At 62.6% G+C, this 13,291-nt stretch carries 14 protein-coding genes; 5 read left to right on the plus strand and 9 right to left on the minus strand.

Going from position 1 to position 13,291, the window contains the following annotated elements:
• Positions 1-41: 41 nt before the first annotated feature.
• From GNZ13_RS21560 to GNZ13_RS21585, 6 genes are all read right to left on the minus strand, one after another.
• Positions 42-1,577 (minus strand): AMP-binding protein, encoded by a 1,536-nt coding sequence (locus tag GNZ13_RS21560; RefSeq protein ID WP_172167911.1) that lies wholly within the window; start codon positions 1,575-1,577, stop codon positions 42-44.
• Between the two features lie 68 nt (positions 1,578-1,645).
• Complete coding sequence (locus GNZ13_RS21565) at positions 1,646-2,560, minus strand: SDR family oxidoreductase (protein ID WP_216674960.1); 915 nt, start codon at positions 2,558-2,560, stop codon at positions 1,646-1,648.
• Between the two features lie 57 nt (positions 2,561-2,617).
• A complete protein-coding gene (locus GNZ13_RS21570; RefSeq protein ID WP_172167913.1) occupies positions 2,618-3,787 on the minus strand; it encodes an acyl-CoA dehydrogenase family protein in 1,170 nt (389 codons plus the stop codon).
• A gap of 15 nt (positions 3,788-3,802) precedes the next feature.
• Complete coding sequence (locus tag GNZ13_RS21575) at positions 3,803-4,969, minus strand: acyl-CoA dehydrogenase family protein (RefSeq protein ID WP_172167915.1); 1,167 nt, start codon at positions 4,967-4,969, stop codon at positions 3,803-3,805.
• A gap of 18 nt (positions 4,970-4,987) precedes the next feature.
• Positions 4,988-5,857 carry an HpcH/HpaI aldolase/citrate lyase family protein gene (locus tag GNZ13_RS21580; protein ID WP_172167916.1) on the minus strand — a complete coding sequence of 290 codons (870 nt, stop codon included), beginning with the start codon at positions 5,855-5,857 and terminating at the stop codon, positions 4,988-4,990.
• Complete coding sequence (locus tag GNZ13_RS21585) at positions 5,854-6,306, minus strand: MaoC family dehydratase (protein ID WP_172167918.1); 453 nt, start codon at positions 6,304-6,306, stop codon at positions 5,854-5,856. The genes GNZ13_RS21580 and GNZ13_RS21585 overlap by 4 nt, the downstream gene beginning before the upstream one ends.
• 262 nt (positions 6,307-6,568) lie before the next feature.
• Here GNZ13_RS21585 and GNZ13_RS21590 point away from each other — a divergent pair, with 262 nt between their 5' ends.
• From GNZ13_RS21590 to GNZ13_RS21610, 5 genes are all read left to right on the plus strand, one after another.
• A complete protein-coding gene (locus GNZ13_RS21590; RefSeq protein ID WP_172167920.1) occupies positions 6,569-7,585 on the plus strand; it encodes an NADP-dependent oxidoreductase in 1,017 nt (338 codons plus the stop codon).
• Positions 7,586-7,669: 84 nt separating this feature from the next.
• A complete protein-coding gene (locus tag GNZ13_RS21595) occupies positions 7,670-8,131 on the plus strand; it encodes a MarR family winged helix-turn-helix transcriptional regulator (RefSeq protein ID WP_097389308.1) in 462 nt (153 codons plus the stop codon).
• 154 nt (positions 8,132-8,285) lie between these two features.
• Positions 8,286-9,035 (plus strand): electron transfer flavoprotein subunit beta/FixA family protein, encoded by a 750-nt coding sequence (locus GNZ13_RS21600; protein ID WP_172167922.1) that lies wholly within the window; start codon positions 8,286-8,288, stop codon positions 9,033-9,035.
• 25 nt (positions 9,036-9,060) lie between these two features.
• Positions 9,061-9,993: an electron transfer flavoprotein subunit alpha/FixB family protein gene (locus GNZ13_RS21605; protein WP_172167923.1), complete on the plus strand. Its 933-nt coding sequence runs from the start codon at positions 9,061-9,063 to the stop codon at positions 9,991-9,993.
• Between the two features lie 40 nt (positions 9,994-10,033).
• Positions 10,034-10,282: a hypothetical protein gene (locus GNZ13_RS21610; RefSeq protein WP_172167925.1), complete on the plus strand. Its 249-nt coding sequence runs from the start codon at positions 10,034-10,036 to the stop codon at positions 10,280-10,282.
• A 109-nt stretch (positions 10,283-10,391) separates the two neighbouring features.
• Here the strand turns inward: GNZ13_RS21610 and GNZ13_RS21615 are convergent, their stop codons facing one another.
• The 3 genes from GNZ13_RS21615 to GNZ13_RS21625 form a co-directional block, all read right to left on the minus strand.
• Positions 10,392-11,597 carry an NAD(P)/FAD-dependent oxidoreductase gene (locus GNZ13_RS21615; protein WP_172167927.1) on the minus strand — a complete coding sequence of 402 codons (1,206 nt, stop codon included), beginning with the start codon at positions 11,595-11,597 and terminating at the stop codon, positions 10,392-10,394.
• A 550-nt stretch (positions 11,598-12,147) separates the two neighbouring features.
• Positions 12,148-12,408 carry a hypothetical protein gene (locus GNZ13_RS21620; protein ID WP_236002115.1) on the minus strand — a complete coding sequence of 87 codons (261 nt, stop codon included), beginning with the start codon at positions 12,406-12,408 and terminating at the stop codon, positions 12,148-12,150.
• Positions 12,409-12,478: 70 nt separating this feature from the next.
• Entirely contained in the window at positions 12,479-13,198 is a 720-nt protein-coding gene (locus GNZ13_RS21625) for an IS6 family transposase (protein ID WP_172167957.1), read from the minus strand.
• Positions 13,199-13,291 lie beyond the last annotated feature (93 nt).

Consider the following 13,291-nt stretch of genomic DNA (forward strand, 5'->3'; position numbering starts at 1 on the left):
CGGACGCGCCGCCCACACATGCCGGGCGTTCGATCTCAGCCTCATCGACCGAGCAGATCGCGTAGCACGCGGCGCAGCACCTTGCCGCTGGCCGAACGCGGCAGGGCCTCGATAATGCGGATCTCCGAAGGCCACTTAAGCCGTCCGAGGCGCTGGCGGTTGTGCGCCTCGATCGCCGCCATCAGCGCCTGCTGCGCCCGAACCTCGCCGTGCTCCGGTACCACAAACGCCAGCGGGCGCTCGCCGAATCGCTCGTCGGCCACACCGACTACGGCGCATTCGGAGACGCCCGGCACCTCGAGGATGGCCTGCTCGATCTCCTGCGGGTAAATGTTCACGCCGCCGGAGATAATCATGTCGTCCTTCCGGTCGCTAAGGTAAAGATAGCCGTCGGCATCCACATGGCCCACGTCGCCGAACGTCTGCCAACCCTGCTCGCTCGTTCTGGCCGCCGTCTTTTGCGGCTCCTTGAAATAGGTGAACGGGGCGATGCCCGAGAAGTGGACGACCCCAATCTCTCCAGCCGCCAATTCCTGCCCGTCGGCGCCGAGGACATGGATCTCACCCTTGCGGGCACGGCCCACGGAGCCGGGCTTGCGCAGCGCCTCGACGGAATCGATCAGCGTCAGGCCTATACCCTCGCTGCCCGAGTAATACTCGAGCAGGATCGGCCCCCACCAGTCGACCATGCGCTGCTTGAGCGTGGCGGTGCACGGCGCCGCTCCATGTACCGCCACGCGGTGCGACGGGGCCGCGAAGGCGCGCCGGCGGCTTTCGGGCAACGCCAGCAGGCGCTGGAACATCGTTGGCACCCACTGGCTGTGCGTGATGGCCTCGCGCACCAGCAAGTCGAGCGCCAGTTCGGCGTCGAAGCGCTCCATGATATGGACCGTGCCACCGCCGGCCGTGACGGCCAGAGCAAAGCGCAGCGGCGCAGCATGGTAGAGCGGCGCAGTGGAGAGGTAACGAACGCCCTTCCCCCCGAGTCCGAAGAGCTGCAGAAGGTCTGCGGCAAAAGCGGGCGGCCCGCGGTAGTCGGCCGCCGGCAATGGCCGCCACACTCCCTTGGACGCTCCGGTGGTTCCCGAGGTATAGACCATGAGGGCGCCGGGCGGCTCGTGCGCACGTGCTGTCGGCGGCTCGCCCGCTGCCAGGGTTTCGAGCGAATCGAAGTGTTCAATCGATCCGCCGATCGAAAGCCAGCTCACCGGTTCGTGTTGCAGCGCGGCGCGCAGGTCCGCGCCCAACTCGGCTAGCGCGGCATCTACCGCGACGAGTTTCGCCTCTGCGTTCCCGACCATGTACACCGCCTCGGGCAACGCCAGCGTAGTCGGCATCGGCGTGAGATAGAGGCCGCAACGGTAAGCTCCCCAGGCAATCGCAAGCGCCTCCGGCCGGTTGCCGCACAGACTCACGAGATGGTCGCCACGGGCCAGCCCCCGGCTTTGGAATACCCGCGCATAGCGGTTGGCGAGCGCCTCCAGTTCAGCGTAACTGAGGTGCATGTTGCCGAACACCACCGCGGAACGATGCGGCGTGTCCAGTGCCCAGCGGCGCAGATCGGCGGCTGCAGTCATCGGTTCAATCCTTGCGCAGCAGGCAGAGGCGGAAGATCTCATAGCCGGAGGTGTACTTCATCGCGCCCTTACTTCCCTGCCGCCCGTTCCGCCTTCTCGGCCTCTGCGCGCGAACGCACAACGGCCTTCGCCTCGGCCCAATCGGACGCCGTTAGCTGGGACAGGTCGGCGAAAGTGCTGGGCGCTGCAAGGTGGTGTCCGCCATCGATCGCAATGTTCTGCCCCGTGAGGTAGTCGCATCCGTCGGACTGCAGCAAGGTCAGCAGGTTCGAGAGTTCCTCGATCCTGCCGAAACGGCGCATGGGAACCTGCTCGGACGAGACCGCGCCCACGTTGGCTTTGGGAATCGGAGACAACTTCTCCCAGGCGCTGTCGGTTGGAAAGGGACCTGGCGCGACCGCGTTCACGCGGATGCCGTGACGGCCCCACTCCACTGCGAGCGACATCGTCATCGCATGCACGGCCGTCTTCGCCATCGCCGAGGGCAACACATAGGCCGAACCGGTCCAAACCCAGGTGACGAGCATGCTGACCACGGAGCCCGGTAGTCCCTGCTCGATCCAGCGGCGACCGCAGGCCAAGGTGGAAAAGAGCGCCCCATCCATCACGGTCGAGCGCACGGCGGCGAAGCCGCGCGGGCTGATCTCAGTCGATGGCGCGATGAAGTTGGCGGCGGCGTTGTTGACCAGACCGGTGAGCGGACCGGTCTGCCATATGGTCTCCACCATCGATTCGATCTGCTCGGCCTCGCGCACGTCACAGACATGCGCCTCGATCGAGCCGCCATGCTGCGCCTGTGCGCCAAGTTCGGCCACGGTCTGCTCGAGCACGGCCGGACGGCGTCCGCAGATGTGCACGGCGGCGCCGCGCGCCACGAAGGCACGCGCGAGCTCCTTGCCAAGGCCGGTGCCACCGCCGGTCACCAGAATACGCTTACCGCGCAGCACATCCGCGCGAAACGGATCGCTCATCGAGTCTTCCATACGTGTCTCCTGTCTTTTTTAAAGCGGTCTCAAAACCGCATTGCCTCCAACCGCTCGCTAGCGCGCCTCTGTTCGCGGCCGGAAATCCGCGAATAACTGCCGACCGATGATGTGCTTCATGATCTCGATGGAGCCCCCCGCGATCTTGACGATACGAGCATCGGCATAAGCCCGCGCGATTGGGTATTCCCACATGTAGCCCCACCCGCCGAACAGTTGCAGGCACTCATCCACCACGCGGCAGTGCAGATTGCTCAGGTACATCTTGGCCATCGCCGCGTCGAAGGCATCGAGCCGGCCTTCCATGAACAGCTGGATGCATTTGTCGGTGAACTGGCGCCCTACCGCCGTATCGGTGGCCAGCTCCGCCAGCTTGAACTGCGTGTTCTGGAAATCGCCGATCGTCTTGCCGAAAGCCTTGCGTTCGCCGGTGTACTGGATGGTGTATTCGATCACACGCTCGGCAACGGCCGCCGACCGGATCGCCTGCGCAAGTCGTTCCTGCGCAAGCTTGGTCATCATCAGTTCGAAGCCTCGTCCTTCCTCGCCCAGCATGGCCGACGCCGGCACGCGCAGATCGTCGAAGAACAGTTCCGAGGTGTCCTGCGCCTTCATGCCGAGCTTGTCCAGGTTCTTGCCGCGGCGAAAACCCGGCAGGCTGGTATCGACTAGGAACAGGGTGATGCCCTTCGCGCCCGCGGCCGAGTCGGTCCTGGTCGCCAGCACCAGCACATCGCACAGTTGTCCGTTGGAGATGAAGACCTTCTGGCCGTTGATCACATAGTCGTCTCCGTCGCGCACCGCCCTGGTCCGGATAGCCTTCAGATCGGACCCGGCATGCGGCTCGGTCATGCCCAACGAGCCGATGGCCTCGCCCGCCACCATCTTCGGCAGCCAGTACTTTTTCTGCGCCTCGCTGCCGAAGGACTTGATGTACGTAGCGACCAGGTCACAGTGGATCAGAAAGCCCGGTCCGGTGTAACCGGCGGCCCCAATCTCTTCAAAAACTACCACGTCGAACAGGTAGTCCGCGCCTAGTCCGCCATACTCCTCCGGGATGGTGCAGCACAGCAGGCCGGCTGCCCCCGCCTTTCGCCACAGTTCACGCGGCACGATCCCATCCTTTTCCCATTGGGCGTGATGCGGTGCGATCTCCTTGTCGATGAAGCGGCGCACCGTATCTCGGAAGGTCTCGTGTTCCGGTTGAAATAATTCTCTCTTGATCACGACGGCACTCCGTTTTCAGTATGACTTGGGAAGATCCAGCACCTTTTCGGCGATAAAGGAGAGGATGAGCTGTTCGGTGATGGGTGCGATGCGCGTCACCGTGACTTCGCGCAGCAGGCGTTCGACGTGGTATTCCTTGGCGTAACCGAAGCCGCCGTGCGTCAGCACCGCCTGGAGCGCCGAGTCATAGCCGGCCCGCGCACCAAGGAACTTCGCACTGTTGGCTTCCGCGCCGCAGGGCTGGTGCTGGTCGTAGAGCCAGGCGCCCTTGAGCACCATGTTCCAGGCTGCTTCCAGCGCCATCCAGCGCTCCGCCAGCGGATGCTGGATGCCCTGGTTCTGCCCGATAGGCCGGTCAAAGACGATACGCTCGCGGGCATACCTGGTCGCCCGGCGCAGCGCGTCCTGGCCGATGCCGATCGCCTCGGCCGCGACCAGCAGGCGCTCCGGGTTCAGGCTGTGCAGGATGTAGCCGAAGCCCTTGCCCTCCTCACCGACGCGATCGGACTCGGGGATAAACAGGCCGTCGATGAAGATCGCATTCGAGTCCACCGCCTTGCGGCCCATCTTCGCGATGCGGCGAACCTCGATCTTGCTGCGGTCGAGCTCGGTATAGAAGATCGTGATTCCGTCGGTCGGCTTGGCGCAGTCCTCGAGCTTGGTCGTGCGCGTCAACAGCATGATCTTGTTGGCTACCTGCGCCGTGGAAGTCCAGACTTTCTGGCCATGCACGATGTAGCCGCCTGGCACCTTCTCTGCGAAGGTCTTGATCGCGGTGGTGTTGAGCCCCGCATCGGGTTCCGTGAAACCGAAGCAGCACTGGTCGCGCCCTTCCACCAGCCCCGGCAACCAGCGCTGGCGCTGCTCCGGCGTACCGAAGACCACGATCGGGTGCGGCCCGAACAGGTTGATATGAACGGTAGAGGCCGCCGCCATGCCGCCGCCGTGGCTCGCCACCTCGTGCAGCATCACCACCGCCTCGGACACGCCAAGCCCCGCGCCACCATACTCGGGCGGCATCGTAATGCCGAGCCAGCCGGCGCGCGCCATGGCCTGGTGGAATTCGCGTGGAAACTCGCCGTCCTCGTCGCGCGCCAGCCAGTAGTCGTCGCCGAAGGAGCGCACGATGGCGCCCACGCCTTCTCGGATTGCGCGATGGTCCTCGGGGATTGTGAAGTCCATTGTTTCCTGTCTCCGTCGTTAGTCGTCAAGGCCCAGCGTGCGCCGGGCCTGCTTGAGATGCGGCAGGTCGACCATCACGCCGTCGAAGCTCAGCGTGCCCGCCTGCGGCTGGGCGGCAAAGGCGTCGACAATGCGGCGTGCGGCCGCAATTTCCGCCTCCGAGGGCGTGAACGCCTCGTTGATAATGTCCACCTGGTCGGGGTGGATTGCGATCTTTCCGCGAAACCCACGGCGCCTCGCGACGGCGCAGGCGGCCGCAAGGCCGTCGCCATCGCGGAAGTCGGCGTGCAGCGTATCGATGGCGTCGACGCCGGCCGCGGCCGCCGCGCACAGACACATCGAATTGGCGAATACGTAGAGCGGCGAAAGGCTGCCGTCGGCCTCACGGTTCGAGATTGCGCCGAGCGCAGCCGACAGGTCTTCCGCTCCCCAGGTCAACGCTGCCAGGCGAGGAATGCCAGGCACGAAGGACGCCATCGTCAGCATCGCCTGCGCGGTCTCGGTGGCCACCGGCACGACGTGTACCGTTCCCCGAGCCATGCCGGCGCGAGACTCCAGCGCATCGAGGTAAAGCCCAAGCCGGCGCACATCCTCGGCGCTCGTGGTCTTGGGCAGCATGATGCCGGCGAGTCCCGGCACGACCACGGCCGCGAGGTCGTCGAGGGCAAGGCCTGAGTCGAGCGGGTTGATGCGCACAAAAAGGCTGGCCGGAAGCGCCTTCGCCTGCGCGGCCACGAAGGCCGCGGCGGCCTCGCGTGCCGCTGGTTTCCGGGCTGGTGCGACCGCGTCCTCCAGATCGAGAATCAAGGCGTCGGCGCGGCTACCAAGGGCTTTGTCGAGCTTGCGCTCGCTGTCGGCCGGCACAAAAAGCATCGAACGCAATTTCATGCCGGCCTCTTGAGCATCAGCGCCTGGCGGCGGCAGGTCACCACTTCCTCGCCGCTCTGGTTGAGTCCGCGGTGCACGAAAGTGACGATGCCCGCATTCGGCCGCGAGCGGCTCTCGCGCAACTCGGCCACCGTCGTCACCGCGCGGATCGTGTCCCCGGCGAACACCGGCGACGCAAAACGCACGTCCGTCATGCCAAGATTAGCCACCGTGGTACCCAGCGTCGTTTCCTGCACGGACAGGCCAATCACCAGGCCGAGCGTGAAGATGCTGTTCATCAGTGGCCGCCCGAACTCGGTAGTCTTGCAGTACTCGGCGTCGATATGGACAGCGGCCGGGTTGTAGGTGGCGCCGCAGAACCACACGTTATCGGCCTCCGTCACCGTGCGCCGGATTTCGTGCTCGAACACCTGATCGACACGGAACTGCTCGAACCACAGGCCTGCCATCGGGTTTCTCCACAAGATGTGTTAATATAACGTGTACATATGCATAGTACACATGCGTACTATAGCAAAGGAAAATTCAAAAGTGAAGCGCAACACTTGCGGTCCATTCAGGCACACGGATGCGGGAAAACCCGATTGAGCGGATGCTGCTCGCATGCTTCGCGCAGCGTTCGTGGAAACAAGGGGGCGTTGCGCTTCGCTTTTGAATCCACAAAATCCGCCGATGTTGGGTGTCGGTGAGAACGTTGAGAAGGAGACGTACATGACCGCTACAGTCAACCGCCAGGTGCTCTTGAAGTCACGCCCGGAGGGCATCCCGGAGAGCCGGCATTTCCAGATCGTCGAGAGCGCCCTGCCTACGCTGGTCGGGAACCGCGTGCTGGTGCGCAACCTTTATCTGTCGGTCGAGCCGGCTATGCGCGGTTGGGTCAGCGCAGTGAAAAATTATTCTGATCCGGTGCCTGTCGGCGGTGTCATGCGCTCTTTCGCAGTCGCGCGCGTCGAGGCCTCACGTCATCCGGACTATCGCGTGGGCGACCTCGTTACCGGCCTCTTCGGCTGGCAGGACTATGCGGTGGTGGAAGCCGAGGCAATCCGGCGCAAGGTCACCGAGACCGACCTTCCGCCTTCGACCGCGCTGGGCGTGCTGGGAATCAACGGAGTGACCGCGCACTATGGCCTGCTTGAGATAGGCCAGCCCCGGCCCGGCGAGACGGTCGTCGTCTCCACGGCCGCCGGCGCCGTAGGTTCCTGCGTCGGGCAGATTGCGAAACTCAAGGGTTGCCGCGCGGTCGGCATCGCGGGCGGCCCACAGAAGACGCAGCTGTGCACCCAATCATTCGGCTTCGACGCAGCCGTCGACTACAAGACGCCGGACTTCGCGCAGCAGCTCGCCGCTGCCTGCGGGGGTGGCGTGGACGTCTACTTCGACAATACCGCCGGCCCTGTCAGCGACGCTGTCCACGAACACCTGAACATTGGCGCGCGCGTCGTCATCTGCGGAACGGCGTCGGTCGCGAGCTGGGATCCGCCGCCGCAGGGCCCGCGCATCGAGCGGCATCTGCTCGTCAAGCGCGCCCGCATCGAAGGCTTCGTCATCTTCGACCACCCCGAACACGAGGACGTCGCGCTCCACGACCTGGCGGGCTGGTTGCGCTCGGGACAGTTGCGCTACCTTGAGGACGTGCTCGACGGCATCGATCAGGCGCCGGGGGCGATCGCCGGTCTTTACCGCGGCGACAACCTCGGCAAGCGCCTGATCCGGCTCACCCGCGAATGACACAACCGGTCGCACACCTGGGTACTGTGTGTCTGTAAAATGTTCACATCCGCAAAGTAAAAGATCACCCAATCCGGAAAACAGATGAGCAACGACGCAAAAAGTACCGACTGGGAGCTACGGCTCGGCTTCCTCATCCACGACGTCTCACGCCTGCGGCGCAGCGCATTCGACCGCTGCCTCAAGCCGATGAAAGTTACACGCTCCCAATGGTGGGTGCTGGCCTATCTATCGCGCCAGGACGGCATGACGCAATCGCAGCTGGCCGAGGAGCTGGATCTCGGCAAGGTGGCCATCGGCGGGCTGATCGACCGGCTGGAGAAAACGGGCCTCGTGCGCCGCGAAGCCGACGCCGGTGACCGCCGGATCAACCGCATCTTTCTTGAGCCCACGAGCAAGCAGCTCATTACGAAGATGCGCAAGCTCAGCCATCAGCTCAACCAACAGATCCTCGCCGGACTGCCCGATACGCAGCTCGAAACCGCGGCCGTCACGCTCGATACCATGAAACATAACCTGCTGACCTACCTGTCAGCGGATTCCTGATCGGGCCTGCTTGAGGCATCTGTACGAGGGTGCGTCCCAAGTCAATTTGCGCTTGACTATTTCGTACGCTAGTGTATTGTAATGTAAAGAACCACTTTGGACATGCCGTGCGCGTGTCCGAGTCGTCCTCCCCAACATTCCCGGAGTTGAGCCCATGAAGGTTCTGGTGCCCGTCAAGCGGGTCATTGACTATAACGTCAAGGTTCGCGTGAAAAGCGACGCAAGCGGTGTGGACATTGCCAACGTGAAGATGAGCATGAACCCGTTCGATGAGATTGCGGTCGAGGAGGCGGTGCGCCTCAAGGAAAAAGGCGTCGTCACCGAGATCATTGCCATTTCCGCCGGCGCTGCCCAAGTCCAGGAAACCCTGCGCACGGCGCTCGCCATCGGGGCCGATCGTGCCATCCTCATTGAGACCGCCGAGGACCTCCAGCCTCTAGCTGTGGCCAAGCTCCTTAAGTCCATCGTCGACAAGGAACAACCCCAGCTCATTATCCTCGGCAAGCAGGCCATCGACGACGACGCCAACCAGACGGGCCAGATGCTGGCCTCGCTGGCCGATCTACCGCAAGCTACCTTCGCCTCTAAGGTGGAAGTCAAAGGGGACGAGGTTGAGGTCACCCGTGAAATCGACGGCGGCCTGGAAACCATCTCGCTGTCCTTGCCGGCGGTCATCACCACCGACCTGCGCCTCAACGAGCCGCGCTACGTCACGCTGCCCAGCATCATGAAGGCCAAGAAGAAGCAGCTCGATACACTCAGGCCCGAGGACCTGGGCGTGGACGTCAAGCCTCGCCTGACGACCCTCAAGGTCTGCGAGCCTCCCAGGCGCGGGGCCGGCATCAAGGTGCCCGACGTGGCTACGTTGGTCGACAAGCTCAAGAACGAAGCCAAAGTGATCTGAGAGACTGAAAGAGGAGAAAGGAAACATGACCGTACTCGTTATTGCCGAACACGACAACGCAAGCGTCAGGCCCGCCACCCTCAACACCGTGACTGCCGCCGCCCGTGTCGGCGGCGAGATCCACGTGCTGGTCGCCGGCTGCGAAGCCTCTGGCGCCGCTCAAGCGGCGGCCGCGATCGCCGGCGTGGCCAAAGTCATCGTGGCCGATGGCGCCAGCCTGAGCGAGAACCTCGCCGAGAATGTCGCTGCGCAGGTGCTCGCCATCGCTGGCGAGTACGGATACATCTTCTTCCCCGCCACGGCCAACGGTAAGAATATCGCCCCACGCGTGGCGGCGAAGCTCGATGTTGCCCAGATAAGCGACATCACCGGGGTCAACAGCCCGGACACTTTCGAGCGCCCAATCTATGCCGGCAATGCGATTGCGACCGTGCAGAGCGTCGATGCGACCAAGGTCGTCACCGTGCGCGCCACGGCGTTTGACGCCGCGGCGGCGACTGGTGGCAGTGCCCGTGTCGAGCATGTGCAAGCGGTAGCCGATAGCGGCAAAAGCAGCTTCGTGGGCCGTGAACTCACGAGGAGCGATCGACCCGAACTGACGGTCGCAAAGATCGTTGTCAGTGGCGGAAGAGCCTTGGGCAGTGCCGAGAAATTCACCGAAGTCATGACACCCCTTGCCGACAAACTGGGGGCGGGCCTGGGCGCCAGCCGCGCCGCTGTGGATGCGGGCTACGCGCCGAACGATTCGCAGGTGGGACAAACGGGGAAGATCGTCGCACCGCAGCTCTACATTGCCGCAGGCATTTCTGGGGCGATACAGCATTTGGCCGGCATGAAGGACTCCAAGGTGATCGTCGCGATCAACAAGGATCCTGAGGCACCTATTTTCAGCGTGGCCGACTATGGCCTCGAGGCTGATCTGTTCAGCGCCGTGCCGGAACTGGTCAAGGCTCTCTGACCACGCGCCTTAGCTAGCATTCTGTTTGAAGGAGAAGCAGATGAGCATCGCAGAAAAGTCCTTGCGCTTGCTGGTTGAAAAATGGCTGACACCCACTCCGGCGACGCCGATTCGGGTAACCCGGTTCAGTCGCACGCACTCTAATTGGAGGCGTTATGTCCGCGTCGAAGCACTGCGGCCGCAAGGCTCGATCACACTTTTTTTCTTCCAGCACGATGACGGTACGTGGCGTGTGTTCCCGCCTGAAACCGGGCGCTTGACTCGGCGCAGTTACATGGGCGCCATATGATTGGGTTATCTGCCCGGACGAATGGCAGCGAACTCGTCCGCCGTCGGCTTGCCCTATCACCCCGAAACGGCGACCTTGGAGCGTCTGTGGGGCTGCTTAAAAGCCGGTCTTAGCCTTCCGCCAGGTACCGGTGCACGAACGCTACGGCCATTGCACCCTCGCCAACTGCCGAGGCACAGCGTTTCACCGCACCGTGACGAACGTCACCCACTGCAAAGAGGCCTGGAACGTTGGTTTCCAGGTAATACGGGTCACGATCGAGAGGCCAGTTGGGCGGCTGCCGCCCGTCGCGAAGAAGGTCGGGACCTGTCATCAAATAACCACGCTCGTCCCGCATGACCCTTAACTCTGGAGCCCATTCAGTGTGTGGCACACCGCCGATACAGACGAACAGCCAGTGTGTGGCAACCCTGCGTTCCTGCCCCGTGTTGCGATCCTTGAGCGTTATCGCTTGAAGCTGGGAATCCCCTTCCAGCCCCGCCACTTCGGTTCGCGTAAGCACCTCCACATTTGTGGAGGCACAAATGCGATCGACCAGGTATTGCGAAAGTGAGGATTCCAACGAATCACCACGGACGACGATGCTGACCCGCGAGGCAAACGGAGCAAAATGCATCACCGCCTGTCCTGCCGAGTTGCCGCCGCCGACGACATAGACGTGCTCGGTCCGGGTGAGCGAAGCTTCGCTCGAGCCCGCGCCATAGTACAAACCGGCTCCGATATATTCCTCCTCCTTCGGCAAGCCGAGGTGCGCGTATTCGACGCCGGTCGCACAGATGATGGCGCGGGAGACAATCTTCGTGCCATCAGCAAGGTAGCCGACGCACCTGCCCGGCTGGAATTCGCCGCGGACGCCTTCGCGCGCCACGAGAATCTCCGTTCCGAAGCGACACGCCTGTTCCCTCGCTCGCTCGGCCAGTTCCGCGCCGCTGATTCCTCCGGGAAATCCAAGGTAGTTCTCAATCCTAGAGCTGCTGCCGGCTTGCCCGCCGATGGCAGATCGCTCGATCAGAACAGTTTTGAGCCCATCAGATGACGCGTAGACGGCGGCGCTCAAACCTGCCAGGCCCGCACCGTAAATGGCAAGATCGTACTCGGCACGCGACGGGGAGAGGAACCAGCCGAGCCTCTCCGTAATCTGGCGTACGGTTGGTGCCTCGATTCGGCTGCCATCCTGAAATACACAAACTGGCAGACGCGGATCATGGAGATGCTCCACACCTGCCCGCGAGCACGCCTCTTCGTCAGTCGTAAGCTGAACCCATTCGAAAGGCACGTCGCTGCGATGAAGAAAATCCCGAATGGTGTACGCCATCGGCGAACCCGCCTTGCCAATGATCCTGACAAGGGGAGGTAATGTCGTCTCTGAGTTCGCCGGCACGGTCTTCTCCCTGCTTGCGGTTCACTTGTCAGCAAGCGCGGCCCGGCGCGATCTGTCGCTTCCACGAAGCCTCACTCGCCAGAACTCATGTTACTCCCGTTCCGTTTTGCGACGGCGGACCGCGCGCCGCCTCCAGGCCCGCAATAGCCTTGGCAGGGACTCCGGCCGGCTCCGATTTAATGGGCGACTCCGTCTGCGAAACGGGCAGACCTATGCCAAAGTGGGAAATCGTTGTTCCCCCTGCAAGGGACAGGAGAGTCGGCAATGAAGACTACGACTATTGGCGTGGATCTGGCGAAGCGCGTGTTATCGCACCAAACTCGATGCATTGGCCGCCACCCGGCGCCATGCCCCGATGATGGCTTTGACCGCCTGGTTCACGTCCGGTTGGGTGGTCGCCCATGAGATGACCGACACGCGAATGTGCGCGGCGACAATTGTTCTGCCACGACGACACAGACTCATGGCAGCAGGTCGCGCATGCTCATTCGTCAGCCTTGCCGAGGCCACTCCATACGACCTTGACAGCCTTGCGGAAGGCATGCAGTTGCGAGGGGTTGTCTTCACTCCAGCGAAGGAAAATAACCAGGCCCTGGCAACTGGACAGGATCAATGCGCCACGCAATTCGCGTTCTTCCATCGACAGTGCCGGATTGAGTTCGCCAACGAGCTTCGCAAAGAGCCTCGTGAACTGCTTCTGTATCTCTATGAAGACATCGCGCGCGAACGGTTCATGCAGCGCCAATCCCCAACTTTCGAAGGTTCTGGTGCAAACAGTTGGTGAAGCCGATACGTCTCCAATACATAAGGATGCCTTATTTATTGAACAGGACGGCATTCCAGACGGCGGGTGCGGTAGTATCCTTGAGTCCGAGAGTGCGGAGATTGAACTGACCCTTGCGGATGCGGTGCATCAACTCGATGCCTGAAATCGTGGTCTTCGCACACCTGAATCGTTTTAATCCGAGCATCACGTTCGTTCTGAACTTGATGTTTCGATGATCCTGTTCGATCACGTTATTCAGATACTTCGAGGAGCGCACTTGCGTTCCCTCAGGCAGCAGAGCGTCAGCGATCATCTCCCGCACGGCCCGGTGCGAGGCGGCATACCCATCGAGCGTGATCGTCTCCGGTGGCTGCCCCTGATGTTTGATGGCCTTGCTGAAAAAGGCTTTGGCCGCGCTTACATCGCGCTTCGCCCTGAGCATGAAGTCCACTGTCTGGCCGACCCTATCTACCGCCCGGTAGAGATAGACCCACCTGCCACGAATCTTCAGATAGGTCTCGTCAACACGCCATGACCGGCCTGTGGGTATGCCAAACCGGTTCCAGCGCTTGACGAACTCCGGCGTAAAGCGCTTTACCCAACGCATGATCGTGGTGTGTGCCAGCGACAATCCCCGCTCGGCCATCATCTCGACCAGATCGCGCAGGCTGAGCTTGTAGCGAAGGTACCAGCGCACGCAGAGAATGATGATCTCCCGATCAAAATGTCGCCCATCAAACAACGCCTCCAGGCCTTTCCGCTTGCTCATCACCGACCACCAGATTGTTGGGCTAAGTACTCTAACCGATTCGCCGAGCCTATTTGCACCAGAACCGACAAGACTACCCCGGCCTGCATACGG

It is taken from the genome of Paraburkholderia elongata, assembly GCF_013177735.1.
In the GTDB taxonomy this organism is placed as follows: domain Bacteria; phylum Pseudomonadota; class Gammaproteobacteria; order Burkholderiales; family Burkholderiaceae; genus Paraburkholderia; species Paraburkholderia elongata.